At 56.5% G+C, this 26,271-nt stretch carries 26 protein-coding genes; 18 read left to right on the forward strand and 8 right to left on the reverse strand.

Translation table 11 applies throughout. From position 1 onward, the window contains the following. Positions 1-138: 138 nt before the first annotated feature. Complete coding sequence (gene narP / locus JJB97_RS09205) at positions 139-783, reverse strand: nitrate/nitrite response regulator protein NarP (protein ID WP_238713729.1); 645 nt, start codon at positions 781-783, stop codon at positions 139-141. Then, positions 780-2,516 (reverse strand): nitrate/nitrite two-component system sensor histidine kinase NarQ, encoded by a 1,737-nt coding sequence (gene narQ / locus JJB97_RS09210; RefSeq protein WP_238713765.1) that lies wholly within the window; start codon positions 2,514-2,516, stop codon positions 780-782. Before narQ ends, narP begins: the two co-directional genes overlap by 4 nt. 614 nt (positions 2,517-3,130) lie before the next feature. Between narQ and napF the strand changes: the two genes are divergently transcribed. The 9 genes from napF to JJB97_RS09255 all read left to right on the forward strand — a co-directional run bounded on the left by napF (position 3,131) and on the right by JJB97_RS09255 (position 10,784). Then, the gene (gene napF / locus JJB97_RS09215) at positions 3,131-3,613 is read left to right on the forward strand and encodes a ferredoxin-type protein NapF (protein ID WP_238713730.1); all 483 of its coding nucleotides are present in this window, start codon (positions 3,131-3,133) and stop codon (positions 3,611-3,613) included. After that, a complete protein-coding gene (napD, locus tag JJB97_RS09220) occupies positions 3,613-3,876 on the forward strand; it encodes a chaperone NapD (RefSeq protein ID WP_238713731.1) in 264 nt (87 codons plus the stop codon). The genes napF and napD overlap by 1 nt, the downstream gene beginning before the upstream one ends. Then, entirely contained in the window at positions 3,873-6,359 is a 2,487-nt protein-coding gene (napA, locus tag JJB97_RS09225) for a nitrate reductase catalytic subunit NapA (RefSeq protein ID WP_238713732.1), read from the forward strand. The genes napD and napA overlap by 4 nt, the downstream gene beginning before the upstream one ends. A gap of 3 nt (positions 6,360-6,362) precedes the next feature. Beyond that, entirely contained in the window at positions 6,363-7,058 is a 696-nt protein-coding gene (gene napG, locus JJB97_RS09230; RefSeq protein WP_238713733.1) for a ferredoxin-type protein NapG, read from the forward strand. Next, entirely contained in the window at positions 7,045-7,908 is an 864-nt protein-coding gene (gene napH, locus JJB97_RS09235; RefSeq protein WP_238713734.1) for a quinol dehydrogenase ferredoxin subunit NapH, read from the forward strand. The genes napG and napH overlap by 14 nt, the downstream gene beginning before the upstream one ends. After that, entirely contained in the window at positions 7,905-8,351 is a 447-nt protein-coding gene (napB, locus tag JJB97_RS09240; protein WP_238713735.1) for a nitrate reductase cytochrome c-type subunit, read from the forward strand. The genes napH and napB overlap by 4 nt, the downstream gene beginning before the upstream one ends. An 8-nt stretch (positions 8,352-8,359) precedes the next feature. After that, positions 8,360-8,956 (forward strand): cytochrome c-type protein NapC, encoded by a 597-nt coding sequence (gene napC, locus JJB97_RS09245; protein WP_238713736.1) that lies wholly within the window; start codon positions 8,360-8,362, stop codon positions 8,954-8,956. A gap of 100 nt (positions 8,957-9,056) precedes the next feature. Further along, positions 9,057-9,629: a GDP-mannose pyrophosphatase NudK gene (nudK, locus tag JJB97_RS09250; protein ID WP_238713737.1), complete on the forward strand. Its 573-nt coding sequence runs from the start codon at positions 9,057-9,059 to the stop codon at positions 9,627-9,629. 135 nt (positions 9,630-9,764) lie between these two features. Beyond that, positions 9,765-10,784: a DUF1176 domain-containing protein gene (locus tag JJB97_RS09255; protein WP_238713738.1), complete on the forward strand. Its 1,020-nt coding sequence runs from the start codon at positions 9,765-9,767 to the stop codon at positions 10,782-10,784. Here JJB97_RS09255 and tkt read toward each other — a convergent pair. Together tkt and tal are read right to left on the reverse strand one after the other, a co-directional pair. Continuing rightward, positions 10,773-12,767, reverse strand: coding sequence for a transketolase (gene tkt / locus JJB97_RS09260; RefSeq protein ID WP_238713739.1), 1,995 nt, complete (start codon positions 12,765-12,767; stop codon positions 10,773-10,775). The genes JJB97_RS09255 and tkt overlap by 12 nt on opposite strands. A gap of 18 nt (positions 12,768-12,785) precedes the next feature. After that, entirely contained in the window at positions 12,786-13,736 is a 951-nt protein-coding gene (gene tal / locus JJB97_RS09265; RefSeq protein ID WP_238713740.1) for a transaldolase, read from the reverse strand. Between the two features lie 269 nt (positions 13,737-14,005). Here tal and maeB point away from each other — a divergent pair, with 269 nt between their 5' ends. Next, entirely contained in the window at positions 14,006-16,285 is a 2,280-nt protein-coding gene (gene maeB / locus JJB97_RS09270) for an NADP-dependent oxaloacetate-decarboxylating malate dehydrogenase (RefSeq protein WP_238713741.1), read from the forward strand. Between the two features lie 127 nt (positions 16,286-16,412). Here maeB and JJB97_RS09275 read toward each other — a convergent pair whose 3' ends face one another. The 3 genes from JJB97_RS09275 to amiA all read right to left on the reverse strand — a co-directional run bounded on the left by JJB97_RS09275 (position 16,413) and on the right by amiA (position 18,955). Beyond that, positions 16,413-16,937 carry a hypothetical protein gene (locus JJB97_RS09275; RefSeq protein ID WP_238713742.1) on the reverse strand — a complete coding sequence of 175 codons (525 nt, stop codon included), beginning with the start codon at positions 16,935-16,937 and terminating at the stop codon, positions 16,413-16,415. Between the two features lie 246 nt (positions 16,938-17,183). Further along, positions 17,184-18,077, reverse strand: a complete 894-nt coding sequence (hemF, locus tag JJB97_RS09280; RefSeq protein ID WP_238713743.1) for an oxygen-dependent coproporphyrinogen oxidase — start codon at positions 18,075-18,077, stop codon at positions 17,184-17,186. Between the two features lie 5 nt (positions 18,078-18,082). Further along, positions 18,083-18,955 (reverse strand): N-acetylmuramoyl-L-alanine amidase AmiA, encoded by an 873-nt coding sequence (gene amiA / locus JJB97_RS09285; RefSeq protein ID WP_238713744.1) that lies wholly within the window; start codon positions 18,953-18,955, stop codon positions 18,083-18,085. 315 nt (positions 18,956-19,270) lie between these two features. Here amiA and JJB97_RS09290 point away from each other — a divergent pair, with 315 nt between their 5' ends. Continuing rightward, entirely contained in the window at positions 19,271-19,696 is a 426-nt protein-coding gene (locus JJB97_RS09290; RefSeq protein WP_238713745.1) for a GNAT family acetyltransferase, read from the forward strand. Positions 19,697-19,762: 66 nt separating this feature from the next. Here JJB97_RS09290 and JJB97_RS09295 read toward each other — a convergent pair whose 3' ends face one another. Further along, entirely contained in the window at positions 19,763-20,149 is a 387-nt protein-coding gene (locus JJB97_RS09295; RefSeq protein ID WP_238713746.1) for a YgiW/YdeI family stress tolerance OB fold protein, read from the reverse strand. Between the two features lie 98 nt (positions 20,150-20,247). Here JJB97_RS09295 and JJB97_RS09300 point away from each other — a divergent pair, with 98 nt between their 5' ends. The 7 genes from JJB97_RS09300 (at position 20,248) to cysA (ending at position 26,268) form a co-directional block, all read left to right on the forward strand. Then, on the forward strand, positions 20,248-20,682 hold the full coding sequence (locus tag JJB97_RS09300) for a DUF2919 domain-containing protein (protein ID WP_238713747.1): 435 nt from the start codon (positions 20,248-20,250) through the stop codon (positions 20,680-20,682). A 60-nt stretch (positions 20,683-20,742) separates the two neighbouring features. Next, complete coding sequence (locus JJB97_RS09305) at positions 20,743-21,306, forward strand: RpoE-regulated lipoprotein (protein ID WP_238713748.1); 564 nt, start codon at positions 20,743-20,745, stop codon at positions 21,304-21,306. Between the two features lie 104 nt (positions 21,307-21,410). Then, a complete protein-coding gene (locus tag JJB97_RS09310; protein ID WP_238713749.1) occupies positions 21,411-22,310 on the forward strand; it encodes a Dyp-type peroxidase in 900 nt (299 codons plus the stop codon). Between the two features lie 164 nt (positions 22,311-22,474). Further along, the gene (locus JJB97_RS09315; RefSeq protein WP_238713750.1) at positions 22,475-23,491 is read left to right on the forward strand and encodes a sulfate ABC transporter substrate-binding protein; all 1,017 of its coding nucleotides are present in this window, start codon (positions 22,475-22,477) and stop codon (positions 23,489-23,491) included. Further along, positions 23,491-24,321, forward strand: coding sequence for a sulfate/thiosulfate ABC transporter permease CysT (gene cysT, locus JJB97_RS09320; protein ID WP_238713751.1), 831 nt, complete (start codon positions 23,491-23,493; stop codon positions 24,319-24,321). Before JJB97_RS09315 ends, cysT begins: the two co-directional genes overlap by 1 nt. Then, positions 24,321-25,193 carry a sulfate/thiosulfate ABC transporter permease CysW gene (gene cysW, locus JJB97_RS09325; RefSeq protein ID WP_238713752.1) on the forward strand — a complete coding sequence of 291 codons (873 nt, stop codon included), beginning with the start codon at positions 24,321-24,323 and terminating at the stop codon, positions 25,191-25,193. The genes cysT and cysW overlap by 1 nt, the downstream gene beginning before the upstream one ends. Next, the gene (gene cysA, locus JJB97_RS09330; RefSeq protein WP_238713753.1) at positions 25,183-26,268 is read left to right on the forward strand and encodes a sulfate/thiosulfate ABC transporter ATP-binding protein CysA; all 1,086 of its coding nucleotides are present in this window, start codon (positions 25,183-25,185) and stop codon (positions 26,266-26,268) included. Before cysW ends, cysA begins: the two co-directional genes overlap by 11 nt. The last annotated feature ends 3 nt before the right edge of the window (positions 26,269-26,271 follow it).

A 26,271-nucleotide genomic window follows, 5' to 3' on the forward strand; every position in this document is an offset into this window, starting at 1 on the left:
CCTCGTGAACGCGTGGACGTGTGTTAATGGATAGCCGCAGCACTGTAACCGTTTCCCGCATTACAATCGTGGAGAAAATAAGGAAAAAATGTAAAAGTACCTTAGGCTTGCAGGCCTGATGCGGCCTGCGACAGGGAATTACAGGCCGCGGTTTTCCAGAAACAGCACGGTGGCAGCCACGCGTGAACGCACATTAAGTTTGCGCAGCAGGTTGCGAATATGCACTTTTACCGTCTCTTCGGAGATATGCAGCGTGTCGGCGATTTGTTTGTTAGACAGACCGCGAGCCACCTCCTGAACGACATCAAGTTCGCGCTCGGTGAGCGAGGCGAACGGCGAACTTTGCGATTGATGATCTTTACGGCGCTCCAGGTGCGCTTTCACCTGTTCGCTGAACGCGTCGCCGTGTATTGCGCCCTGAAAGATATTATCCAGCAGCGTTTCCGGATCGCTGTCTTTAAGAAGATAGCCGTCGGCGCCGGCGTCCACCAGCGCGTAAATATCCGCAGGCGCATCGGAGACGGTTAAAACAACCACGCGTGAACTGATACCGTCGCGACGTAGCGCATGCAGCGTGTCAAGCCCGCTCAGGCCTTTCATGTTCAAATCCAGCAAAATAAGATCCGGTTCAAGGCGGTTGGCCAGGCTTATCGCCTCTGCGCCGTTGCTGGCTTCGCCCACAACGTCGAAGCTTGCTTCTGTCTCCAGCAGTTGGCGAATGCCGCGCCGCATCAGCGGGTGGTCGTCCACTATCAGAACCTGATAGCTGTTGTTGTTAGTCATATCGTGCTCCCGGGTAAATTGCTGGTGTTGTCGTTATAAGCATCATTATCGGCTTTGGTGTCCGCAGCGGCGCAAAAGCGCACGCAAATGCGGGTGCCGCCCTGCGGCGGACGGGAAATTGTCAGCACGCCGCCTAAACGTTCGGCACGCTCCTGCATAATATTAAGGCCATAATGGCCTTCTGGCTCTTCAGGCGACGCAATGCCGCAGCCGTCGTCCACGATTTCAGCCTCGTGTACGCCGGGCGTAGGGCTAAAGCAGCGTACCGCAATGGTGCGCGCGTCGGCATGGCGGATAGCGTTAAGCACTGCCTCGCGAATAATTTGCAGCAGGTGGATTTGGCGCTGAGCGTCCAGAGTCTGATCCGGCAGGCTGGATTCCAGCGTGATTCGCGCGGCGCTGCGCGCGCGTAGCGGAACAAGGGTTTCTTTAAGCGCTGCGGTAAAATTCGCCTGCTGTAACGTCAGGCGGAACGTAGACAAGAGTTCGCGCAGTTGCCGGTAGGCATCGTTCAGCGCCTGGGAAAAATCGTTAATTATGCCGTGTGCATCGTGGTTTTCCTCCGGTAGCGCACGACGGAGCAGGGTGAGCTGGATGCGTAAATAGGAAAGCGCCTGGGCGAGTGAATCGTGTAGTTCACGGGCGATGGTGGCGCGCTCCTCCATCAGCAACAGTTGCTGACGATGTTTCTGAACCTGGTTAAATCCAATGGCGCGTCCCAGCATATTCGCCACGCTTTCCATTAACTGGTTCGAAGGCGCGGCCGCCTGGCTTTGCCAGCGCAGCTCGCCGAGTACGTTGTCCAGCAGGAGCACCGGGGTGCTGCTCCAGGAAGCGCTGGCGTCAGGCATGCCGTCCTGCAATAGCCAGTTGTCGTTAGTGCGCATTTCAACGGCGGTAAGCTGGGTATCCTGGCGTAAGATAGTGAGTATTCTCTCAAAACTGCGGCGATTGAGCGTGCTGGCGCTCAGCGCCTGCGAGCAGTTATACAGCACTTCCAGGCGGCGATTGGCCTCTTTCAGGCTTTGCGTTTTTTGCTGCACATTCGCTTCAAGCGACTGATAGAGCTTACGCAGTTCGCCCGCCATGCGGGTGAACGTGTGCCCCAGAAGCCCGAGTTCGTTAGGGAGATGGGCATTTAGCTCAGGCGGCGTAAAAACGCCGCGCTCCACCTGCTGGCTGGCCGCCACCAGCGCATTCAGCGGTTCCACCACCTGGCGGCGAATACGGCGTAGCGTAAAGAACACCAGCGTAAAAATGGCGAAAAAGCCCATGGCGGATACGGCCACGACCAGCGCCATTTTGCTTTCTGCGTGGTGCTGGAGCGCGAGGACGAAAAGATCGATTTGGGCGACGTAGTCGTCAATATTTTTCTGGTACCAGCCCAGATCGCCGCGGGCGAGGCGGGCGTCCATCTCTTGCCAGGCCTGATAAAGCGTGGCGTAACGTTCGCGCACCGATTGCGGCGCCAGCCAGCCGGGCGCGCTGAGCAGCGGCGCGCGCAGCGTTTTTTCGTATTGCGCGCGGTGGCGCGTCAGGCTGTCGCGCTTGCCCTGCAAATCATAACCAAGCCGCCAGCTCTGCATACGCAGCGAGCCGGCAAGGTTAATGGCCTCCGCGTCACGCATGCTGCTGGCAAGCATGGACAGCGCCATGCCGGTAGTCAGTAAAGAGAGCAACACGATATAAAAAAAGGCGCGAGCCAGACTGGTGGATACCGGGCGCTTAACCATGATCAATCGTTATCTCTCCTGTAAATATGGCCGCAACGTACCAGAAATGAACGGTAGCGAAAACCCGATAAAGAGGGAATTACGGCGCTTTGCTTGCTTTAATCGTTACCTGCTACCTGCGCGTAAAATATGCATAACGTCACTATTACATTCTGCGGGTTTTTCGGCGGTATCGATGGGTAAAACGCGTAACGCGCCGTGGAAAGTGAACAGGTGAGAATAGCTATGCGCTCAGCGCTATTTTTCAACACAGGCGTAAAGCGCAATTCGCCTTGCCAGCGCGTCTTCCGGGATACCTACTAAGTGTAACATGTTGCCGTTAGGCGACCTGTTAATTACAGCGCCGTATTTAACCCCGTCATTTGTTTGATTAACGACCGTGCAGGCTACGCGCCTGAATGTGCATAACTTAACCATGAGTGCGCCGCTTTTACACATAATCGCTTTAATCTTGATCGGGCAACGGCATTTACCCCTTAAGGGTGATGCGCTGGGCTCTTTGGTCGAATATTTTACCGACACCAGAGATAAGGGGTATACCGCTGTCTCCCTCCGACGTCCCCACTGACGAAAAATGCAGCGTAACTCCCGGATTGATGAGTTAAGGAACAGTCATGGCTGAATGCTCCCGACGTAGCTTACTGACCGGCGCTTTTCGCGGCCAGTCGGGCGCGATGCGGCCGCCGTGGAGCCGCGCAGACGTAGCGTTTACCGCCGTATGTACCCGCTGTGATGCCTGTGTTCAGGCCTGTGAGACAGGCATTGTGATACGTGGCGCAGGCGGCTTTCCCGTTGTCGATTTTCACCGCGGTGAATGTACGTTCTGCTATGCCTGCGCGGAAAGTTGCGCTGAAGCGCTATTCGTCGCACGTGACAGCCTGCCCTGGCGTTATCAGGCAGCCGTTGGCGCGCATTGCCTGGCGGAAAACCGCATTGAGTGCCGCAGTTGTGAAGACGCCTGCCCCGAACGCGCGATTCGCTTTCGCCCAACGCGCGCAGGCGTTGCAAGGCCGCAAATCGTTCCCGAAAGGTGTAGCGCCTGCGGGGCGTGTGCGGCGGGGTGCCCGGTTTTCGCGATCGAATTTAAGGAGTTGTAATGAGTAATAGCTGGCAGGTATGCGGGCTGATGGTTCAGACCCGGCCAGAGAATATCGCCATAGTCAGCGCGGCGCTAAACGCGCTGCCCGGTAGCGAAGTGGCCGTCAGCGATGCCGCCACCGGCAAGCTGGCGGTAGTAATGGAAGCAGGTTCGTCGCGAGCGCTGCTGAACAATATTGAGTCAGCGCGTGAAATTTCGGGCGTGCTGGCCGTTTCGCTGGTCTACCACCAGCAAGAAAGTACAGGTGAGGAAACGCCATGAAACTCAGTCGTCGTAGCTTCATGAAAGCTAATGCCGTTGCCGCCGCCGCAGCGGCAGCCGGTATCAGCATCCCCTCAGCCGCTCGTGCGGTAGTGGGGCAATCTGACGCCATTAAATGGGACAAGGCGCCGTGCCGCTTCTGCGGCACCGGCTGCGGCGTGCTGGTGGGCACGCAAAACGGGCGCGTGGTGGCAAGCCAGGGGGATCCGGACGCGCCGGTCAACCGGGGCCTGAACTGTATCAAGGGCTACTTTCTGCCGAAAATTATGTACGGTAAAGACCGCCTGACGCAGCCGTTGCTGCGTATGCGCAATGGCGAATATGACAAGCAGGGCGAGTTCACCCCGGTCACCTGGGAAAAAGCGTTCGACGTGATGGAGCAGAAGTTCAAGGCCGCGCTTAAAGAGAAAGGTCCGGACAGCATCGGCATGTTCGGCTCCGGTCAGTGGACGGTTTGGGAAGGCTACGCTGCCGCTAAGTTGTTCAAGGCGGGCTTGCGCTCCAATAATATCGATCCGAACGCGCGCCACTGTATGGCTTCTGCGGTAGTGGGCTTTATGCGCACCTTTGGCATGGATGAGCCGATGGGATGCTATGACGATATCGAGCAGGCCGATGCGTTCGTGCTGTGGGGCTCTAATATGGCGGAGATGCACCCGATCCTGTGGTCACGCATCACCGACCGTCGCCTGGCTAATGACGATGTGGAAGTGGCCGTACTGTCTACGTTCCGTCACCGTAGTTTTGAACTGGCGGACAACGGCATGATCTTTACGCCGCAGACAGACCTGGTGATTCTTAACTACATCGCTAACTACATTATCCAGAACAATGCGGTGAACCAGGACTTCTTCTCAAACCACGTCAGCCTGCGCCGCGGCGCGACCGATATCGGTTACGGCCTGCGTGCGGAGCACCCGCTGGAAAAAGCGGCGAAGAACCCCGGTTCTGACGCTTCTGAACCGATGAGTTTTGACGAATATAAGGCCTTTGTAGCCGATTATACCCTTGACAAAGCTCACAAGATGAGCGGCGTGCCGAAAGATCAGCTCGAACGCCTGGCGAAGCTCTATGCCGACCCGAATAAAAAAGTTATCTCCTACTGGACGATGGGCTTTAACCAGCATACACGCGGCGTGTGGGCCAACAATCTTTGTTACAACATTCATCTGCTGACCGGCAAAATCTCGCAGCCGGGCTGCGGCCCGTTCTCGCTTACCGGGCAGCCTTCGGCGTGCGGTACGGCGCGCGAGGTAGGCACTTTTGCTCATCGCCTGCCGGCGGATATGGTGGTAACTAACGAAAAACATCGCCAGATCGCGGAAAAAGAGTGGGGTTTGCCCGCAGGCACTATTCCTGCGAAAGTCGGTTTGCACGCCGTGGCTCAGGACAGGGCGCTCAAAGACGGCAAGCTCAATGTTTATTGGGTGATGTGCAACAACAATATGCAGGCTGGTCCGAATATCAACGAAGAGCGCATGCCGGGCTGGCGCGATCCGCGCAACTTTATCATTGTCTCCGATCCGTATCCGACCGTAAGCGCGCTGGCCGCCGATCTGATACTGCCGACCGCTATGTGGGTGGAAAAAGAAGGCGCCTACGGTAACGCCGAGCGTCGCACTCAGTTCTGGCGCCAGCAGGTATCAGCGCCGGGTGAGGCAAAATCGGATCTCTGGCAGTTAGTGAGTTTTGCAAAACGCTTTAAAACCGATGATGTCTGGCCTGAAACGCTGCTGGCGCAGCGCCCGGAAATGCGCGGCAAAACGCTCTATGACGTGCTGTTTGCCACCGAGCGCGTTCGCCGGTATCCGCTCAGCGAACTTAAGGATGATCAGCTGAATGACGAAGCGCGCGAGCTGGGCTTCTATATCCAGAAAGGGCTGTTTGAGGAGTACGCGTCCTTTGGTCGCGGTCATGGGCACGATCTGGCGCCGTTTGACGATTACCACAAAGCGCGCGGCCTGCGCTGGCCGGTTGTTAACGGTAAAGAGACGCAGTGGCGCTACAGCGAAGGTCACGACCCGTATGTGAAAGCTGGCGAAGGCTTTACGTTTTACGGCAAACCGGATGGAAAAGCGGTCATTTTTGCGCTGCCGTATGAACCTGCAGCAGAAGTCCCGGATCAAGAGTACGACCTGTGGCTTTCCACCGGCCGCGTGCTGGAGCACTGGCATACGGGCAGCATGACCCGCCGCGTGCCCGAACTGCATCGCGCCTTCCCGGAGGCGGTGCTGTTTATTCACCCGCTGGATGCCAAAGATCGCGGTCTGCGTCGGGGGGAGAAGGTAAAAGTGGTGTCGCGGCGTGGCGAAGTGTTGACCACTGTCGAAACCCGTGGGCGCAACACGCCGCCGAAAGGCCTGGTCTACATGCCATTCTTTGATGCGGGACAACTGGTCAACAACCTGACGCTGGACGCCACCGATCCGCTTTCCCGCGAAACGGATTTCAAGAAGTGCGCCGTCAAGCTGGTGAAGGTGTAAGCCATGCCACGTAAGGACGCGTCGACGCCGGCACGCCGCCGCTTCCTGCGCGACGCCGCGCGGGCGGCGGGCGGGTTGGGGATTGTCGTCGCGCTGCTGGGAATTCAACAGCAGCGCAGCCAGGCAAGCGGGGTGCGTCTGCGTCCGCCAGGCGCACTGCCGGAGCCGGCGTTTTCCCGCGCCTGCGTGCGCTGCGGGCAGTGCGTGCAGGCCTGTCCCTACGATACGCTAAAGCTGGCGACGCTCGTCACCGGCGACGCCGCCGGGACGCCGTACTTCGTAGCGCGCGATATTCCCTGTGAAATGTGTGAAGACATCCCGTGCGCCGCGGCCTGCCCAAGCGGCGCGCTCGATAATGCGCTGACCTCTGTTGACGAAGCGCGCATGGGGCTGGCGGTGCTGCTCGACCACGAAAATTGCCTTAACTTTCAGGGGCTGCGCTGCGATGTGTGCTACCGCGTCTGCCCGTCTATCGACAGGGCCATCACCCTGGAGCGGGAGCGCAACGCCCGCACCGGCAAGCATGCACGCTTTTTACCCACGGTACACAGCAGCGATTGCACCGGCTGCGGCAAGTGCGAGAAGGCCTGCGTTCTGGAAGTCGCGGCGATAAAAGTGCTGCCGCGCTATCTGGCGAAGGGCGAGCTGGGGCATCACTATCGCTTTAGCTGGCTGGAGGGGCGTAATGGCAAACCTTAAGCGAGACGCCGGGCGTGACGCCTGGGCCAAAAAGGGCGGCTGGCGTAGCCTGCGTTGGCTGGTACTGCGCCGCATTACACAACTGCTGATACTGGGGCTTTTTCTGAGCGGGCCAGGATTTGGCGTGTGGATTCTGCACGGAAATTACAGCGGTAGCCTGCTGCTTAATACGGTGCCGCTAAGCGATCCGTTAATGATTCTGCAAAGCCTGGCCGCCGGCCATTTGCCTGGCGCTCTGGCGCTGGCGGGAGCAGCCGTCGTGCTGGCGGGTTATGCGCTTATCGGCAAACGCGTTTTCTGCGGCTGGGTTTGCCCGGTCAACCCCCTGGCCGACCTGGCGGCCTGGCTGCGGCGGCGGTTTGGCATTACCCGCTCGGCGGCGCTGCCGCGTTCGCTGCGTTACGTAGTGCTGATACTGGTGCTGGCGGGCAGCGCCGCTTTTGGCGGCATGGTATGGGAATGGCTGAATCCGGTATCGCTGATGGGGCGGGGGCTGATTTTCGGCTTCGGCGCCGGCGTCTGGCTGCTGGCGGCGCTCTTTGTCTTTGATTTACTGATCGTGGAGCACGGTTTTTGCGGACATCTTTGTCCCCTGGGCGCGCTCTATGGCCTGGCGGGCGCGAAAGGCGCGCTGGAGATTAGCGCGGCGGGGCGCGATAAGTGCACACGCTGTATGGATTGTTTTCACATTTGCCCGGAGCCGCACGTACTGCGCGCCCCGGTGCTGAATAAAGAGAGCCCGGCGCGGGTTACTCATCGCGACTGCATCGCCTGCGGCCGCTGTGTGGATATCTGTGCCGAAGAGGTTCTTACAATAACGACACGTTGGAGTTCGGGAGCAAAATCATGAAAAGCCCTGTCCGTAAAGGAAGCCTTTTGAGCTGCATGGCGGCACTGATGTTAATAATGAGCGGCGCTGCGCTGGCGGTGGACGCGGTGGATCTGAGTCAGTCGCCGGAGGTATCCGGCGTACAGGAAGCCGCGCGTATGCCGAAGCAACAGGAGCGTATGGCGCTGAACTACGTAAACCAGCCGCCGATGATCCCGCACAGCGTGGACGGCTATCAGGTCTCTACCCGCACGAACCGCTGCCTGGCGTGTCACGGCGTGGAGCATTATCGCAGCACCGGCGCGCCGCGTATCAGCCCGACCCATTTTATGGACAGCAACGGTAAGGTGCTCTCCGGCGTCGCGCCGCGTCGCTACTTCTGCCTTCAGTGCCATGTGCCGCAAGCCGATGCTGCGCCTATTGTCGGTAATACCTTTGAACCTTCTAAAGGCTTTGGTCAGTGAGGCGCAGGATGGATAATAAAAAACCAGGTTTGATTCGTCGCCTCTGGCAGTGGTGGCGGCGCCCGAGCCGTCTGGCGCTGGGAACGTTGCTGCTACTGGGCTTTGGAGCCGGAATCCTGTTCTGGGGCGGCTTTAATACCGGTATGCAGGCGGCCAATACCGAGCAGTTCTGTATAAGCTGCCATGAGATGCGTAATACCGTGTACGAAGAATATATGGAGACGGCGCACTATAATAACCGCAGCGGCGTGCGTGCAACCTGCCCGGACTGTCACGTGCCGCATGAGTTTGTGCCGAAGATGGTGCGCAAAATCAAGGCCAGTAAAGAGCTGTACGGTAAGCTGTTCGGCGTTATTGACACGCCGCAAAAGTTTGAACAGCATCGCCTGACTATGGCGCAGAACGAGTGGCGAAGGATGAAAGATAATAACTCTCAGGAATGCCGAAACTGCCATAATTTCAACAATATGGACTTTACCGTGCAGAAAACGGTGGCGGCAAAAATGCACAGCCAGGCCATTACAGAGGGTAAAACCTGCATTGACTGCCACAAGGGCATCGCGCACAGATTGCCGGATATGCATGAAGTAAAAAACGGTTTTTAACGCTGTTTTGCCGCCTGCGCGCCCGGGCGGCTTTTACGTTTCGCGACAAACGCTGACGGAGCGGATACTATGATGCATCGGCTGTTGTGATGGAGCTGCTATGTCGCTGAATGTCCGCGTTATCAAAGATAAAATTCTTTCGGATAACTATTTTGTTCTTCGCAATATTACCTACGATCTCACGCGCCGCAGCGGCGAGGTAGTGCGTCATCGCCGCGAAGTGTACGATCGCGGCAACGGCGCGACCATTTTGCTGTATAACCGTGAGAAGAAAACCGTGGTGCTGACGCGCCAGTTTCGGGTAGCAACCTGGTTAAACGGCAATGGCGACGGCATGCTGATTGAGAGCTGCGCCGGGCTGCTGGATGAGGATGCGCCGCAAGCGTGCGCGCGCAAGGAGGCCATTGAAGAAACCGGCTATCAGGTTGGCGAGGTAGAGAAAGTTTTTGAGCTGTATATGTCGCCCGGCGGGGTGACCGAGCTTATTCATTTCTTTATAGCGCAATACAGCGACGCGCAGCGCACCGGCTGCGGCGGCGGCGTGGACGATGAGGAGATAGACGTACTGGAACTTCCGTTTAGCCAGGCGCTGGAGATGGTACGCCGGGGTGAAATCCGTGATGGTAAAACGGTTATTTTACTGCAACAACTACAGCTACGAGGCGTGATGTGAACCGCCGTCACAAGCCGGATAGCGCGGCATACGCGCTATAGCGTAATCTGAAAAATCTGATTGAGTGGCGCAGCGCCACAGTCAAAGATATGCGCATATTTCGACCATCAAAGATCCTGCCGGAACGCCTTATTCATGTTCTATCCATTTAAACTTTTGCTGCTGTGTTGTTTGCTTTGCTGCGTTGTTCCGGCACAGGCTGACCCTGCGCAGCGCAGCTTTGCCGACTGGCAGGTCACCTGCAACAACCTTAACCTTTGCCTGGCGCGCAATACCGGCCAGCATCAGGGGCTGGTGATGACGCTTGAGCGTGGTGAAAAAGGCGATATTGGGGTGGGGTTACGCAGGGAAGCGGGCCTTCAGCGCAGCGTGCTTGCGCCGCAATCGCACTTTATGTCGCGCCTGGAGCTTGACGGTGAGCCGCTGGTTCTCGCCGGTAAATGGCACAGCAGCGAACATATGCTTTTTACTGACGATGCCGCCACCGTGGACGCCTTTTTACACACAATCGGCGAAGGCGAGGTGATTACGCTAAAGCAGGGGCCGGGCAAGTTGTCGCTGAAGGGGTTTAATGCCGCGCTGGCCTATATTAACGCCCGCCCGCGGCATACGGCGGCTTCGACGCCAGAGGCGGCGGCCGGTGTGAAGCAGGCGTACAGCGTGCCGCCGCTGTCTTCACAGGAGCGAAGCGCGCTGCTGGACTATGCAGCCTGGCGTATGAATACCAGCCGCTGCTCTCTCTCGCCGATGCGCCAGTCGGTAAGAGCGTATGCGTTGTCGAATACCACAGCGCTGGTGTTGGTTAACTGCGAAGCGGGAGCGTGGAATATCGTTGATTTAGCCTGGTTTGTATCGCGCAGCGAGCCTGTAACGGCGACGCCGGTTCAACTGGTGCTGCCGTTTCAACCGCCAGGCCACGGCCGACGGCTGGAGCTGATGAACAGCGTCTTTGATGAGCAGACCGGAGAGCTGAGAACGCTTAAGAAAAACAGAGGAATTGGCGATTGCGGCGTGGCGACGCGCTGGCGTTTTGACGGTCAGCAATTTCGGCTTATACGCTATGCCGCCGAACCGGCGTGTGACGGTTGGCACGGGCCGGTTGGCTGGCCCGTGCTGTGGATAAACCATCCGCTCAGCGCAACGCTAGCGCCCTGATACCTGGCGCGCTTTTTCCACGATGTTTTCGGCGGTGAAACCGAAATACGCGAACAGCTTTTCGGCGGGCGCTGATTCGCCAAAGCGGGTCATACCGACGACTGCGCCTTTTAATCCAACGTATTTGTACCAGTAATCGGCAATCCCGGCTTCCACCGCCACGCGCGCGCTGACGTCAGACGGCAACACAGATTCGCGCCAGCTTTCCTCCTGCGCATCAAACACATCGGTGGACGGCAGCGACACCACCTGCGCGCTGATGCCTTCCTGCGCCAGTGCATCCGCCGCCTGGACGGTAATGTCCACTTCGGAGCCGGTGGCTATCAGGATAACATCCGGTTTGCCGTTGCACGCCTTAAGCACGTAGCCGCCGCGGGCGATGTCAGCAAGCTGCTGCGGCGTTCGCGTCATTTGCGCCAGATTCTGGCGCGACAGTATTAACGCCGTCGGGCCGTCATGGCGCTCAAGCGCTGCTTTCCATGCCACTGCCGCTTCCACCTGGTCGCATGGCCGCCAGGTACTGAAGTTGGGCGTCAGGCGCAGGCTGGCGAGTTGTTCAACGGCCTGGTGCGTGGGGCCGTCTTCACCAAGCCCGATGGAATCATGGGTATAAACCATTATCTGACGCGCTTTCATGAGCGCCGCCATGCGTGCGGCGTTGCGCGCATACTCCACAAACATCAAAAACGTGGCGGTATAGGGTATAAATCCACCGTGGTGAGCGATGCCGTTAGCAATAGCGGTCATACCGAATTCGCGCACGCCGTAGTGGATGTAATTACCGGCGGGATCCTCCTTTAGCGAGGTTGAACCGGACCAGAGCGTGAGATTGCTGGGCGCCAGGTCCGCCGACCCGCCGAGCAGTTCCGGCAGTAGCGGGCCAATCACGTTAAGCATATTTTGCGACGCTTTGCGGGTAGCGATTTTAGCCGGGTCGTCCTGCCAGGTTTTTACCAGTGCGGTGGTAGTTTTTTCCCAGTCTTTTGGCAGTTCGCCGCGCATGCGGCGCTCAAATTCAGCCGCTTGTTCCGGGAAAGCCTGTTTATAGGCTGCAAAGGTACGGTTCCACTCGGATTCGGCCCTGGCGCCTTTTTCGCGAGCATCCCAGCCCTTATAGATATCCTCTGGAATGACAAACGGCGGTTCGTTCCAGCCGAGCTTTTTACGCGCCAGCGCGACCTCCTCGGCGCCGAGCGGTGAACCATGCGCTTGCTCTTTGCCTGCTTTATTAGGCGAGCCGAAGCCGATAACGGTGCGGCAGATAATCAGCGAGGGTTTGTCTTTTACGCGCTGCGCTTCTTCAATTGCACGCTTAATCGCCGCCGGATCGTGACCGTCGATTTCATGCACGACATGCCAGTGATAGGCTTCAAAGCGTTTTGCGGTATCGTCGGTAAACCAGCCTTCCGTTTCGCCGTCAATCGAGATGCCGTTGTGGTCGTAGAAGCCAATCAGTTTGCCAAGCCCCAGCGTACCGGCCAGCGAGCAGGCTTCGTGGGAGATCCCCTCCATCAGGCAACCGTCGCCCATAAACACATAGGTGTAATGGTCGATGAGAGAATGCCCTGGCCGGTTGAACTGCGCGCTGAGCGTGCGCTCGGCGATGGCCAGCCCTACGGCGTTTGCCAGCCCCTGCCCAAGTGGGCCGGTGGTCGTTTCGACGCCAGGCGTATAGCCCAGTTCCGGGTGGCCTGGCGTTTTTGAATGTAGCTGGCGGAAGTTTTTCAGTTCTTCCATCGGCAGGTCGTAGCCGGTGAGGTGAAGCAGGCTGTAGAGCAGCATCGAGGCGTGGCCGTTGGAGAGAATAAAGCGGTCGCGATCGTACCAGGCCGGATTGCCCGGATTATGCCGCAGGAAGTCATTCCACAGTACTTCGGCGATATCCGCCATTCCCATCGGCGCGCCGGGGTGCCCGGAGTTAGCTTTTTGTACCGCGTCCATACTCAGGGCGCGAATGGCGTTGGCAAGTGCCTGGCGAGTCATAGTTTACTCCATGTCGGATTAAAGTCGGGCGGCAAGCAGATCTTCAAGTTTGCGCTGATCGATAGCGAACAGTCGGATACCTTCAGCCAGTTTATCCACCGCCATCGCGTCCTGGTTGTGCTCCCAGCGGAACTCCGCTTCGCTCATCGGCGTCGGGCGATGGTATTTTTGCGGTGTTGGGATTAGTTTGCGTATGACTGGCTGCTCGCTTTTTTGCAGCTCTTCAAGCAGGTTTGGCGAGATGGTAAGGCGATCGCAGCCCGTCAGCGCGAGGATTTGTTCGGTACGTCGGAAGCTGGCGCCCATGACGATAGTTTCGTAACTGTGCTGCTTGTAGTAGTCATAAATATTGCGTACCGACTTTACGCCTGGGTCCTCATCCACCACATAGGGATCCAGCGGCTTGCGGCTGTTGTACCAGTCGTAGATACGCCCGACAAAAGGCGAAATCAGAAATACGCCCGCTTCGGCGCAGGCGCGGGCTTGCGCGAAGGAAAAAAGTAGCGTCAGGTTACAGTGAATACCCTCTTTTTCCAGCGCATGGGCCGCTCGAATGCCCTCCCAGGTCGATGCGAGTTTAATCAGGATACGTGATGGATCAACGCCCTGCTCCTTATATAACGCAACCAGGCGGCGCGCTTTGGCGATGCTTTTTTCTTTATCAAAGGAGAGCCGGGCGTCGACTTCGGTAGAGACGCGCCCCGGTATACTTTTGAGGATCTCCGCGCCGAAGTTTACCGCCAGCTTGTCGCAGGCGTTGATAACTTGCTGTTCGCGGTTGCCGCCTGCCTTGCGCGCCCAGGCCAGCGCGTCTTCAATCAGCGGGTCGTAGTTTTTCAACCCGGCGGCCTTAAGCAGTAATGATGGGTTAGTGGTGGCATCTTCCGGCTGGTAATGGCGAATAGATTCAATATCGCCGCTGTCGGCAACGACGGTGGTGAACTGTTTGATCGCTTCTAACTGGTTCATTTTATAAACTCCATGTTTATCAATTGCTTATATTGCGCTTCTGCGCTTCCTCGAGGTGAATATTTTGTGACGCATAACAAAAAAGCATAGCAGAAGGGCATAATACTGTTGTTTGGGCTATGCAACATTTTGTCAAAAATTAATTAACAACGATTGGCGTCCGTTGCCGAGAGTATGGCGTTCTTCAAAGTTTAGACGCTGCGTACGGGAGATACTTAACGGTTCTATAACCCGGCAGATTTTCAGAATAAATTCACAGGTAAAACACGATGGATGAACAGTTAAAACAAAGCGCCCTCGATTTTCATCAGTTTCCCGTTCCGGGAAAAATACAGGTTTCACCCACCAAGCCGCTGGCAACCCAGCGCGATCTTGCTTTGGCCTATTCTCCAGGCGTGGCCGTGCCTTGCCTGGAAATTGCAGAAGATCCGCTGGCTGCCCACAAATACACCGCGCGCGGCAACCTGGTGGCGGTAGTTTCTAACGGCACGGCGGTGCTGGGGCTGGGCAACATCGGCGCGCTGGCGGGCAAACCGGTGATGGAAGGTAAAGGCGTGCTGTTTAAAAAGTTTGCCGGCATTGACGTATTTGATATTGAAGTTGACGAAACCAACCCGGATAAATTGATTGACGTTGTGGCCGCACTGGAGCCAACTTTTGGCGGCATCAACCTTGAAGATATTAAAGCGCCTGAATGTTTCTATATTGAGCAAAAGTTGCGTGAGCGCATGAATATCCCTGTGTTTCACGACGACCAGCACGGCACCGCTATTATTTGTACCGCTGCGGTACTCAACGGCCTGCGGGTGGTAAAAAAGGCTATTTCCGACGTACGGCTGGTGGTGTCCGGGGCCGGGGCGTCCGCCATTGCCTGCATGAACCTGCTGGCGGCGCTCGGTATGCAAAAACATAATATTGTCGTCTGCGATTCGCGTGGCGTTATCTATAAAGGCCGCGAAGCGAATATGGCGCAAACCAAAGCTGCTTATGCGGTGGATGATGATGGCCGGCGCAGCCTGGAAGAGGTTATTGAAGGCGCGGACATTTTCCTGGGGTGTTCCGGGCCGAAAGTCTTAACGCCGGAAATGGTAAAAAAAATGGCGCCGTCGCCGCTGATTCTGGCGCTGGCGAATCCGGAGCCGGAAATTATGCCGCCGCTGGCGAAAGCGGTGCGCCCGGATGCCATCATCTGCACAGGGCGCTCTGATTTTCCAAATCAGGTTAATAACGTACTCTGCTTCCCGTTTATCTTCCGCGGTGCGCTGGATGCCGGGGCTACGGCTATTAATGAAGAAATGAAGCTGGCGGCAGTACACGCCATTGCCGAACTGGCCCATGCCGAGCAGAGCGAGGTGGTGGCGTCAGCCTATGGCGATCAGGAGCTGTCGTTTGGCCCGGAATACCTGATTCCAAAACCGTTCGACCCCCGTCTGATTGTAAAAATCGCGCCAGCGGTGGCCAGGGCAGCGATGGATTCCGGCGTGGCGACGCGGCCCATTGAAGACTTTGACGCCTATACTGACAGGCTTACTGAGTTTGTTTATAAAACCAACCTGTTTATGAAACCCATCTTCTCCCAGGCGCGCAAATCGCCCAAGCGCGTGGTACTGGCGGAAGGGGAAGATACCCGCGTGCTGCATGCTACCCAGGAGCTGGTGACGCTGGGGCTGGCGAAGCCGATCCTTATCGGCCGCCCGAGCGTGATTGAGATGCGTATCCAGAAACTTGGGCTTCAGATCCAGCCGGGGCGTGATTTCGAAATTGTAAACAACGAATCCGATCCGCGCTATAAAGCGTACTGGAACGAATATTACACTATTATGAAGCGTCGCGGCGTAACGCAGGAGCAGGCGCAGCGCGCGGTGTTGAGCAATACCACGGTAATTGGCGCGATTATGGTGCACCGTGGCGAAGCGGATGCGCTGATTTGCGGCACTATCGGTGAGTATCATGAGCATTTCACGGTGGTGGAGAAGTTGTTCGGCTATCGTGAGGGCGTAAAAGCCGCGGGCGCAATGAACGCGCTGCTGCTGCCAGGCGGCAATACATTTATTGCCGATACCTATGTTAATGCCGATCCTACGCCTGCGCAGTTGAGCGAAATTGTGCTAATGGCGGCAGAAACGGTGCGTCGCTTTGGTATTAAGCCGAAGGTAGCGCTGTTGTCTCACTCTAACTACGGCTCATCGGATGCGCCGGGCGCGCTGAAAATGCGTGAAACGCTGGCGCTGGTGCGCGAGCGAGCGCCGGAACTGATGATAGACGGTGAAATGCACGGCGATGCGGCGCTGGTTGAGAGCATCCGCAATGACCGTATGCCGGACAGCCCACTTAAGGGGGCGGCCAATATACTGATTATGCCGAATATGGAAGCGGCGCGAATCAGCTATAACCTGTTGCGCGTTTCCAGCTCTGAAGGGGTGACCGTTGGGCCGGTGCTGATGGGAGTGGCGAAACCGGTGCATATTTTGACGTCTATTGCGTCAGTGCGCCGCATCGTCAATATGGTCGCGCTGGCGGTGGTGGAGGCGCAGGCTGGCGTATTATAGCCAAAACTGGCGCGCCGTGGGCGATGCGCCCAAGGCGCGGCGTGTTAACGAGACAGGCTGAACGCGCAGGCGGTTTCCCCGATTGTTTAATGGCGCAGGGGGGCCGCTCTACAGGCAGCGGCCGGTGTTATTGCCAGTTATATTTCACGGCCAGCGCGTTCACTTCCTGCATGATATCCATTTGCAGGGCGAGAAATTGCTTGCCGAGTTGCTCAAGCGACTGTTTGTCTTCCTCGCTGACGGTTTCGCCGCTGGCCAGCTCGGCCATTTTGATCGCCATATTATTGGAATCGATCAGTTTATGGCGCAGCCCTTCGCCTTCCTTGCTTTTTAGCGTCAGGGCCCGTAGCTGGCTGTTTGCGTTTTCCTGCAATTTGCGCGAGCGGGCAAGAGTTTCCTTAAGCATTTCCTGCTCGTCTTTGTCACTAAACCATTTAATGCTTTCCCGAAGCTTATTCACTTCCGCTTCGTTGTTATTGACGATTTCGCCCATAAGCGACAAATCGGCCTTGATGTCTTCACCGTTGTCGGTTGACTGTGGGGTTTCTACAACCGGAGGTTTGCCGGGATCATCGGTGGTGGTTTTTTTGTTATCGCAGCCAGCGAGCAGAAAGGCCAGCGCAGCGGCAATAACAAGAGGTGATTTACGCATTGTGTTCCTTTGAGAATTTATTCCTTATTTCAGACAGTATATCCATAGATCCCGCCGGGCTACCAGTAGGGATTGGGCGGTGAACGTGCGGCGTGGCAATTTGCGAGATTTAATCCCGCAAGCCAGGGGTTTTTATCAAACCAAATAAACAAACTGATAGTGGTAATTTATCGAAAATAAATAAAAATATTTTATAAGGCGCCGAAGGGGGAAGGCGCTTTTATTGATTAATAACGGGACCGCGCGTTACACCCATTCGCGCACCTCAATGAACTTCGCCAGCGCAGCTTCCGGGCTGCCGGGCTCGGGATGATAATCATATTCCCAGCGCGCCTGCGGCGGCATCGACATCAAAATAGACTCAGTGCGCCCACCGGTTTGTAACCCAAACAGCGTGCCGCGATCCCAGATCAGATTAAACTCCACGTACCGTCCGCGGCGGTAAAGCTGAAAATGGCGTTCGCGCTCCCCCCAGGGCATATCCCGACGACGCTGTACAATGGGCAGATAAGCATCGAGATAGCCCAGGCCTACGGCCTGCATAAAACGAAAGGCATAGTTGAAATCAGGCGTATTCAGAGAGTCACAGAACAAACCGCCAATGCCGCGTTGTTCGTTGCGATGTCTGAGACAGAAGTAGTCGTCACACCATTTTTTATAGCGCGGATAGACATCGGGGCCGAATGGCTTGCACAGATTGCGTGCCGTGCGATGCCAGTGTTTAGCGTCTTCTTCGAAGCCGTAACAGGGGGTAAGATCGAACCCGCCGCCAAACCACCATACTGGTTCGTCGCCCGGCTTTTCGGCGATAAAAAAGCGAACATTCGCATGGCTGGTGGGGACGTACGGGTTGCAGGGATGGACAACCAGTGAAACGCCGAGCGCCTCGAAACTGCGGCCCGCCAGCGCCGGGCGATGCGCGCTGGCGTTGGCGGGCATTGCGCTGCCTCGCACGTGGGAAAAGTTGACGCCAGCCTGTTCAAACAGCGTACCGGTCAGCACGCGGCTACGTCCGCCGCCGCCTTCTCGCTGCCAGTTGTCTTCATGAAATATAGCGCCGTCCAGTGTGCTGAGCTGCTGGCAAAGCGTATCCTGCAAACTGGTCAGAAATGTTTTAACCGCCTGAATATCAGGTTTCATTTTGGCTAACCTCGCCTGGAATGGGCTTTATGATTATCAAACCAGTTAAAATAGCTGACGATGCCGGCGGCAATCGCATGGGCGATTTTCTGGCGAAACGCCGTTGTGCCAAGCAGACGCTCCTCTTGCGGGTTAGTGATAAACGATGTCTCAACCAGCACTGATGGCACCGATGGCGATTTAAGCACCACAAATGCCGCCTGTTCCGTATTTTTACTGTGCAGGCGATGAACGTGGCGAATTTGCCTGAGTACGTGCGAGCCGAGCGTCAGGCTGTTTTTTATGGTGTTGGTTTGTACCAGATCGAACAGCACCTGCTGCAGATAGCGATCGTGGTCTTTCACTCGGTTGCCTGCCACATCGTCGGCGGCGTTTTCTTTTTCTGAGAGATATTTCGCCATAGCGCTGCTGGCGCCGCGGTTAGACAGCGCGAATGCCGATGCGCCAGCCGCAGACGGGTTAGTAAACCCGTCTGCATGAATGGATATAAACATATCGGCGCCGTGTTTGTGCGCGATCTCTACGCGATCGTAGAGTGGAATAAATTCGTCGCTGTCGCGGGTAAGGCGAGCGTCGTAACCTTTCTGGCGCAAAATTGTGCGTACGTTTCTGGCAATGGCAAGCACGACATGCTTTTCCTGCGAACCATTCCCGCCGATTGCGCCGGTATCAATACCGCCATGCCCCGGATCGAGCGTAATCACCCGGCGACCGCCGGCGTTCTTTTTAGGCTGGCTGTGGCTGGTGCGGGTACGCAGTGAAGCGCTTTCCTCCCGGGCATAAGCGCTGTTTAGGCCGGCAAACGTCAGCGCTGCCAGGCCGGTCAATAGAAACTGGCGGCGGGAAGCCAGGGGAGTCAGTGTGTTAATTTTACTCATACGGCCCTGTTGTTTAACTTAAGTCTTTGTTCGTGCTGTGTGTCCTGGCTCTGTTTTCGGTGATATTCAACAACGCGGGGAACGGTGTTGCGCGAGCGCCGGAAATTGATGAACGGTGTGTGTCATGTCACTCTGCAGCCAGGTCGTTTCAGTATGCGCGAAGCGGCCTGAACGTGAAGAAAATGTTCTGCTTTTTATTTCAGGGCATGACAGCCGGATATTATGCCACCCTTGACGGTAAAGTAAGTTAAGATATAGGCTAATTTTTCAGTGGCCTCACTGGCTTTATTGTTGATGCTTAAGGCAGGTAACGTCATGGAAATACGCATCTTTCGCCAGGACGATTTTGAAAAAGTGATTACGCTGTGGGAGCGTTGCGATCTGCTGCGGCCGTGGAACGATCCTGAGATGGATATTGAGCGTAAATATCATCATTCGCCGGATCTGTTTCTGGTGGCGGAAATAGGCGATGAGATTGTCGGTTCTGTTATGGGCGGTTACGATGGCCATCGCGGTTCGGTTTATTATCTGGGCGTACATCCGGAATTTCGCGGGCGCGGTATTGCCAACGCGATGTTAAGCCGCCTTGAAAAAAAGCTCATTGCGCGCGGTTGCCCCAAAATACTAATTAGCGTGCGTGAAGATAACGATATGGTGATTGGCATGTATGAACGCCTGGGCTACGAGCAGCAGGACGTTGTGAACCTTGGTCGGCGCCTGATTGAAGACGATGAATATTAATTCCTGCGTCAGGCGTAGAGCGGGCTGGCGCAGGAAAAACGTTAAACAGCGTGCTGCGAAGGCGAATCAGGGTTTGCTGATTTTTTTCACGTCTATTTCAACTGAATTCCAGTCTTTATCCACTTCCCCTTCCAGACGTACCCGATCTTCAGGGCTTACCGTCAGCCCGCGCCAGCGCTTGTCGTCAATATCTGCGTTAATCACGCCGCTGTTGTCGCGAAATTCATAGAGTTCATGGCCTAACTTGCGTACGATGTTGCCTTCGAGTACGACCTGGCTGTCGTCACGCATGCTTTTAGCCTGCTCTACGGTAGAGGTAGCGACGCCCGGGCCAGTAAAGCCGCCCTGTTGCGCAGGCGCATCGGCAGCGGGGCCGGTGAAACCGCCGTTTTGCGCCAGGGCCGGAGCGGTTGCGACGGCGGTGAGCAATATTACCCGAATATATTTTTTCATTGTCAAACTCTCTGAGTAGAAGCGTTACGTAGCTGGCGTAGGCCGCCGGAATAGTGTCATACTTTCCGCCTTTAACCTTACGGTAAACTTAACAAGCGATGTGGGCGCCTTCTGATTATGATGATAATGGCTGGCTGAAGCTGCCGCTACTATTCTGGCTCATTCTCCTGCTGCAGGCGCGCACCTGGGTCTTGTTTGCGTTAGCCGGCGCATCGCGCGGGCAGGGCGAGGCGATTCTGACGTTGATTTATCCGGACAGACAGTTGTTCTGGCTGGGCATGGCCGCCGGGCTGCCCGCTGCCGCGACGTTTGTGCTCAGCGGCCGCCGTCATCGATTTGCGCGGTTATGGCGCGCGTGGCGACCTGTGCCGGTAGTGGCGCAACTGGCGCTGACGCTCTGGCAGCTATGGCTGCTGTTACAGGGCGCGCCCGGTATTGCGGCGTCGTTGCTGCTTATTATAGATTGTTTCGCGCTCCTGTGGCTGGCCGCCAGCCGTCGCCTGCGCGCCTGTTTTTACGCACCTGCGGATTAAGGCGACGCTTTCCGGGACCGGCGGGCGCTTATTGCGCGCGTTATTAAAAAGGACGAATAAATGAAAAAGGCACAAAGGGTATTAGCAAGCGGTATGGTTTTGTTACTGAGCGGGTGTTCTTCTGCGTCGCGTATCGCGCCGTGGAACTGGTTTGGGTCAACTGTGACGATAACCGAGCAGGGCGTTGGGAAACTGACGGCGAACACGCCGTTGACCGAAGCGGCCATCGCTGAGGGGTTGAACAACGATTATCGCCTGATAGGCGGTATGCGTATTGTCAGCGGTCAGCCGGTAACGTATTACGAAGCGTTAAAAGAAGATAAAACTGCGCTACTGATACGCGGCGAGGATGGCAAGGTTAGCCACATTGAAGTGATGGACAGCGATATTGAAACCGATAGTGGCGTAAAAATCGGTACGCTGTTTAGTAAGCTTTACAGTAAGGCCTACGGCGCCTGCCGGCCGGGCGAGGAGCTTGATGTGCGGTCCGTGGAATGCTCAGCGCCAGGTAGCGAGCATCTGAACTATCAGTTTAGCGGCGACTGGCGCGGCCCGCAGGGGCTTATCCCGCCTGACGATGTGTTAAGCGACTGGGCTATTCGTAAAATTATCTGGCATCGATAGTATCTACGCTCTTTTTGCGCCGTCGCAAGGCGGTGCTGCGATAACCGCTTACACTACCTGCCGTGAGGCCACCGCCGGTGGTTTACTATAATTCAGGAGGAGCGATGTCCCGGGTGCAGACTGGCATTTTGCCAGAACATTGTCGTGCCGCTATCTGGCTTGAGGCGTGTTTTCAGGGAGATTTTGCAGCGCTTAAGGAAGGTTGCAAAACATTTTGTCAGCAACTGGATGCATTACAACAGCAATTCCCCGACGCGCGCCTTGGCGCAACGGTCGCCTTTGGCCACGATTTGTGGCGCGATTTAAGCGGTGCAAAGGGGGCCGATGAGCTGAAGAATTTCACGCCGCTGGGTAATGGCCTTGCGCCAGCAACGCAGCGTGACGTTATGATTCATATACTTTCCTGGCGCCATGATGTGAACTTTAGCGCGGCGCAGGCGGCGCTTTGCGCATTTGGCGATACGCTGAAGTTTGAAGAAGAAGTCCACGGCTTTCGCTGGGTAGAAGATCGCGATCTGAGTGGTTTTGTCGACGGTACCGAGAACCCCAGCGGCGAGGCGCTGCGACGCAGCGTGGCGATTATCAACCACGGCGTGGATGAGGGCGGCAGCTATGTGCTTACCCAGCGCTGGGAGCATAATCTTGCGCAGTTCAATCGCTTTAGCGTGGCCGAACAGGAGAAAATTATCGGGCGTACAAAAGTGGATAATGAAGAGCTTGATGGCGATAACCGCCCGGAGACTTCCCACGTAAGTCGCGTCGATCTCAAAGAGGACGGCGTAGGCCTGAAGATTGTGCGCCAGAGTCTGCCTTATGGCACGGCAAGCGGCGTTCACGGCCTTTATTTTATCGCTTACTGCGCACGCTTGCATAATATTGAGCAGCAGTTGCTCAGTATGTTCGGTGAAACGGACGGCAAGCGCGACGCTATGCTGCGGTTTACTAAGCCTGTGACCGGCGCATACTGGTTTGCGCCTTCTCTGGATACATTGTTTTCGCTTTAATTCTGCCCGCCGCCCGCGCCAACGTCCTGCGCTGGCGGCCTTATACTCTTTTACGCTTGCCAATCACCAAATGGTATATAAAAGCGTTACTGTTTTGCTACCCATTATAAATACACTGATAACCCAGATTCCGGTTTTCGGCGTGTTGTATATAAGGGTGGAGAATGGTCGCTAAATCAGTCAACTATATCATCAATGCGCTGGTTGCCACGCTGCTGTTGGCGGGGCAGGCTCAGGCAACGACGCTGCTTAACAGCTCTTATGACGTTTCGCGTGAGCTTTTTGCGGCCCTCAACCCGCCTTTCGAGCAACAGTGGGCGCAGGCAAACGGCGGCGATAAACTCACGATTAAACAGTCTCACGGCGGTTCGTCGAAACAGGCGCTGGCGATTTTACAGGGCTTAAAAGCAGACGTAGTGACCTATAACCAGGTCACGGACGTGCAGATTTTGCACGATCGTGGAAAACGGCTGGCCGCTGGCTGGCAAAATCGTTTGCCGAACCACAGTTCGCCGTTTTACTCCACGATGGCGTTTCTGGTGCGCAAGGGTAATCCCAAAAACATCCAGGACTGGCGCGATCTGGTTCGGTCAGATGTGAAGCTTATCTTCCCCAACCCGAAAACGTCCGGCAATGCGCGCTATACCTATCTCGCCGCCTGGGGTGCCGCGGACAAAGCCAATAACGGCGACAGGGCTGACACCGAGCGGTTTATGACGCAGCTTCTAAAAAACGTCGAAGTGTTTGATACCGGCGGGCGCGGCGCCACCACCAGTTTCGTGGAGCGCGGGTTGGGCGATGTGCTGATTAGCTTTGAATCCGAGGTAAATAATATTCGCAATCAGTACGCGAAAGAAGGATATGAAGTGGTCGTGCCGAAAGTAAATATCCTGGCCGAATTTCCCGTTGCCTGGGTGGATAAAAATGTGAAGGTCAACGGCACGGAAAAAGCGGCAAAAGCCTACCTGAATTACCTTTATAGCCCGGCTGCGCAGCAGATAATCACACACTATTATTATCGGGTGAACAATTCAGCGCTGATGGAGAAACTAAAAGACCGTTTCCCGCAGACTGCGTTATTTCGCGTGGAGGAACAGTTTGGCGGCTGGCCTGAAGTGATGAAAACCCATTTCAACAGCGGCGGCGAGCTGGATAAGCTGCTTGCCGCGGGGCGTCGCTGATGTTTGCTGCTTCACGTCGCGTATTACCTGGCTTCACGCTGAGTCTTGGCACCAGTCTGTTATTTGTCTGCCTGATTCTGCTGTTGCCGCTCAGCGCGCTGGTTATGCAGCTTGCGCAGATGAGCTGGGCGCAGTACTGGGAGGTCATCACTAACCCGCAGGTGATGGCTGCGTATAAAGTGACGCTGTTAGCTGCCGCCGTCGCATCCATATTTAATGGCGTGTTCGGCATGCTGATGGCCTGGGTATTAACCCGCTACTCCTTCCCCGGGCGCAGCCTGCTGGATGCGCTAATGGATTTGCCATTTGCGCTGCCAACCGCCGTGGCGGGCCTGACGCTGGCCTCGTTGTTTTCAGTGAACGGTATTTACGGCCAGTGGCTGGCGCATCTGGATATTAAAGTGACCTACGCCTGGCCTGGTATCGCCGTGGCGATGGCGTTTACCAGTATTCCTTTCGTGGTGCGTACCGTGCAGCCGGTGCTTGAAGAGCTGGGGCCGGAATATGAGGAGGCGGCGCAGACGCTGGGCGCAGGCCGTTGGCAGAGTTTTCGCCGCGTCGTGCTGCCCGAGCTTTCACCTGCGCTCACGGCCGGGGTGGCGCTGTCGTTTACCCGCAGCCTTGGCGAGTTTGGCGCAGTGATTTTTATCGCCGGGAATATCGCCTGGAAAACGGAAGTGGCTTCGTTGATGATTTTCATACGCCTCCAGGAGTTTGATTATCCCGCAGCCAGCGCAGTGGCGTCGGTGATCCTTGCAGCTTCGCTGCTGCTGCTGTTTAGCATTAACACGCTGCAAAGCCGCTTCGGGCGCCGTCTGGGGGGACACTGATGTTGGATGTGTCGCAACTGAGCGGTGAGCGCTCTGGCGTTGACTGGGGCAAGTGGGCGTTGATTGGCGCCGGTGTGCTGATTTCGTTCCTGCTGCTGGTTGTGCCGATGATCGCCATTTTCATTCAGGCATTTTCAAAAGGTTTGTTACCGGTGCTGCGCAATTTGGCAGACCCGGACATGCTGCATGCCATCTGGCTGACGGTGCTTATCGCGCTTATTGCCGTGCCGGTTAATCTGGTATTTGGCACGCTGCTGGCCTGGCTGGTTACGCGGTTTACTTTCCCGGGGCGCCAGCTTTTACTGACGCTGCTGGATATCCCCTTTGCTGTCTCGCCTGTGGTTGCGGGGCTGATTTACCTGCTGTTCTACGGCAGTAATGGCCCGCTCGGCGGCTGGCTGGATGAGCGCGATATTCAGATTATGTTTTCCTGGCCAGGCATGGCGCTGGTGACCATTTTTGTTACCTGCCCGTTTGTTGTGCGCGAGCTGGTGCCGGTGATGTTAAGCCAGGGAAGTCAGGAAGATGAAGCGGCGATTTTGCTCGGTGCGTCCGGCTGGCAGATGTTCCGTCGTGTTACGCTGCCAAATATCCGCTGGGCGCTGCTTTACGGCGTGGTATTGACCAATGCGCGCGCCATTGGCGAATTTGGCGCGGTGTCGGTGGTGTCGGGATCGATTCGCGGGGAGACGCTATCGTTGCCGCTGCAGATTGAATTGCTGGAGCAGGATTACAATACCGTAGGCGCGTTCACTGCTGCGGCGCTGCTGACTCTGATGGCGATTTTAACGTTGTTTTTAAAAAGCGCGTTGCAGTGGCGCCTGAATAATCAGGAAAAGCGGCTGCATCAGGAGGAAAGAGATGAGCATTGAGATTACTGATATCAAAAAGTCTTTTGGCCGCACGCAGGTGCTAAACGCTATCTCACTGGACATTCCCTCTGGCCAAATGGTGGCGCTGCTGGGGCCTTCCGGGTCCGGAAAAACCACGTTGCTGCGTATTATTGCCGGCCTTGAAAGCCAGACGGGCGGGCGTATCCGTTTTCACGGTACCGACGTCAGCCGCCTGCATGCGCGTGAGCGTCGCGTGGGCTTTGTTTTTCAGCACTATGCGCTGTTTCGCCATATGACGGTATTTGACAATATCGCCTTCGGCCTGACCGTACTGCCGCGCCGTGAGCGGCCAAATGCGGCGGCAATTCATCAAAAGGTGATGTCGTTGTTGGAGATGGTGCAGCTTTCACATCTTGCCGGGCGCTTTCCGGCTCAACTCTCCGGCGGGCAGAAGCAAAGAGTTGCGCTGGCGCGCGCGCTGGCGGTTGAGCCGCAGATTTTGCTGCTTGATGAGCCATTTGGCGCGCTGGATGCGCAAGTGCGTAAAGAGCTTCGGCGCTGGCTGCGTGAGCTACATGAGGAGTTGAAGTTTACCAGCGTATTTGTCACTCACGATCAGGAAGAAGCGATGGAGGTGGCTAATTGCGTTGTGGTGATGAGCCAGGGCAATATCGAGCAGGTCGGTGCGCCGCAGCAGGTGTGGCGTGAGCCGGCCACGCGTTTCGTGCTGGAGTTTCTGGGGGAGGTAAACCGCCTTTCGGGAATAATCCAGGGCGGGCAGTTTCTGGTCGGCGCGCACCGCTGGCCGCTTGGCTTTACGCCCTCCTGGCAGGGCGAAGTCGATCTGTTCCTGCGCCCGTGGGAAGTGGACGTCAACCGTCATACCAGCCTTGATTCGCCGCTGCCCGCGCAGGTGCTGGAAGCCAGCCCTCGCGGACACTATACGCAACTGATGGTACAGCCGCTAGGCTGGGGCCGTGAACCGCTGAGCGTAGTGCTGCGTGATGAGCGCGCGCCGCAGCGCGGCGAGCGCCTGTTTGTTGGCCTGAAAAATGCGCGTATCTACCACGGGCAGACGCGTATCCAAAGCCTGGCGCTGGCGCAAAGCGCCTGAAAC

Source organism: Tenebrionibacter intestinalis, assembly GCF_016632365.1.
GTDB lineage: Bacteria > Pseudomonadota > Gammaproteobacteria > Enterobacterales > Enterobacteriaceae > Tenebrionibacter > Tenebrionibacter intestinalis.

What these genes read in the sequence shown, in the direction of transcription:
- JJB97_RS09255 (WP_238713738.1), top strand. Translation starts at nt 9,765, where the DNA reads ATGTTCTATCCATTTAAACTTTTGCTGCTGTGTTGTTTGCTTTGCTGC.
- tkt (WP_238713739.1), bottom strand. Translation starts at nt 12,767, where the DNA reads ATGACTCGCCAGGCACTTGCCAACGCCATTCGCGCCCTGAGTATGGAC.
- napA (WP_238713732.1), top strand. Translation starts at nt 3,873, where the DNA reads ATGAAACTCAGTCGTCGTAGCTTCATGAAAGCTAATGCCGTTGCCGCC.
- cysA (WP_238713753.1), top strand. Translation starts at nt 25,183, where the DNA reads ATGAGCATTGAGATTACTGATATCAAAAAGTCTTTTGGCCGCACGCAG.
- napG (WP_238713733.1), top strand. Translation starts at nt 6,363, where the DNA reads ATGCCACGTAAGGACGCGTCGACGCCGGCACGCCGCCGCTTCCTGCGC.
- maeB (WP_238713741.1), top strand. Translation starts at nt 14,006, where the DNA reads ATGGATGAACAGTTAAAACAAAGCGCCCTCGATTTTCATCAGTTTCCC.
- JJB97_RS09315 (WP_238713750.1), top strand. Translation starts at nt 22,475, where the DNA reads ATGGTCGCTAAATCAGTCAACTATATCATCAATGCGCTGGTTGCCACG.
- narQ (WP_238713765.1), bottom strand. Translation starts at nt 2,516, where the DNA reads ATGGTTAAGCGCCCGGTATCCACCAGTCTGGCTCGCGCCTTTTTTTAT.
- JJB97_RS09295 (WP_238713746.1), bottom strand. Translation starts at nt 20,149, where the DNA reads ATGAAAAAATATATTCGGGTAATATTGCTCACCGCCGTCGCAACCGCT.
- JJB97_RS09290 (WP_238713745.1), top strand. Translation starts at nt 19,271, where the DNA reads ATGGAAATACGCATCTTTCGCCAGGACGATTTTGAAAAAGTGATTACG.
- tal (WP_238713740.1), bottom strand. Translation starts at nt 13,736, where the DNA reads ATGAACCAGTTAGAAGCGATCAAACAGTTCACCACCGTCGTTGCCGAC.
- napC (WP_238713736.1), top strand. Translation starts at nt 8,360, where the DNA reads ATGGATAATAAAAAACCAGGTTTGATTCGTCGCCTCTGGCAGTGGTGG.
- JJB97_RS09275 (WP_238713742.1), bottom strand. Translation starts at nt 16,937, where the DNA reads ATGCGTAAATCACCTCTTGTTATTGCCGCTGCGCTGGCCTTTCTGCTC.
- amiA (WP_238713744.1), bottom strand. Translation starts at nt 18,955, where the DNA reads ATGAGTAAAATTAACACACTGACTCCCCTGGCTTCCCGCCGCCAGTTT.
- napD (WP_238713731.1), top strand. Translation starts at nt 3,613, where the DNA reads ATGAGTAATAGCTGGCAGGTATGCGGGCTGATGGTTCAGACCCGGCCA.
- narP (WP_238713729.1), bottom strand. Translation starts at nt 783, where the DNA reads ATGACTAACAACAACAGCTATCAGGTTCTGATAGTGGACGACCACCCG.
- napB (WP_238713735.1), top strand. Translation starts at nt 7,905, where the DNA reads ATGAAAAGCCCTGTCCGTAAAGGAAGCCTTTTGAGCTGCATGGCGGCA.
- cysT (WP_238713751.1), top strand. Translation starts at nt 23,491, where the DNA reads ATGTTTGCTGCTTCACGTCGCGTATTACCTGGCTTCACGCTGAGTCTT.
- JJB97_RS09300 (WP_238713747.1), top strand. Translation starts at nt 20,248, where the DNA reads ATGTGGGCGCCTTCTGATTATGATGATAATGGCTGGCTGAAGCTGCCG.
- cysW (WP_238713752.1), top strand. Translation starts at nt 24,321, where the DNA reads ATGTTGGATGTGTCGCAACTGAGCGGTGAGCGCTCTGGCGTTGACTGG.
- napH (WP_238713734.1), top strand. Translation starts at nt 7,045, where the DNA reads ATGGCAAACCTTAAGCGAGACGCCGGGCGTGACGCCTGGGCCAAAAAG.
- nudK (WP_238713737.1), top strand. Translation starts at nt 9,057, where the DNA reads ATGTCGCTGAATGTCCGCGTTATCAAAGATAAAATTCTTTCGGATAAC.
- JJB97_RS09305 (WP_238713748.1), top strand. Translation starts at nt 20,743, where the DNA reads ATGAAAAAGGCACAAAGGGTATTAGCAAGCGGTATGGTTTTGTTACTG.
- napF (WP_238713730.1), top strand. Translation starts at nt 3,131, where the DNA reads ATGGCTGAATGCTCCCGACGTAGCTTACTGACCGGCGCTTTTCGCGGC.
- JJB97_RS09310 (WP_238713749.1), top strand. Translation starts at nt 21,411, where the DNA reads ATGTCCCGGGTGCAGACTGGCATTTTGCCAGAACATTGTCGTGCCGCT.
- hemF (WP_238713743.1), bottom strand. Translation starts at nt 18,077, where the DNA reads ATGAAACCTGATATTCAGGCGGTTAAAACATTTCTGACCAGTTTGCAG.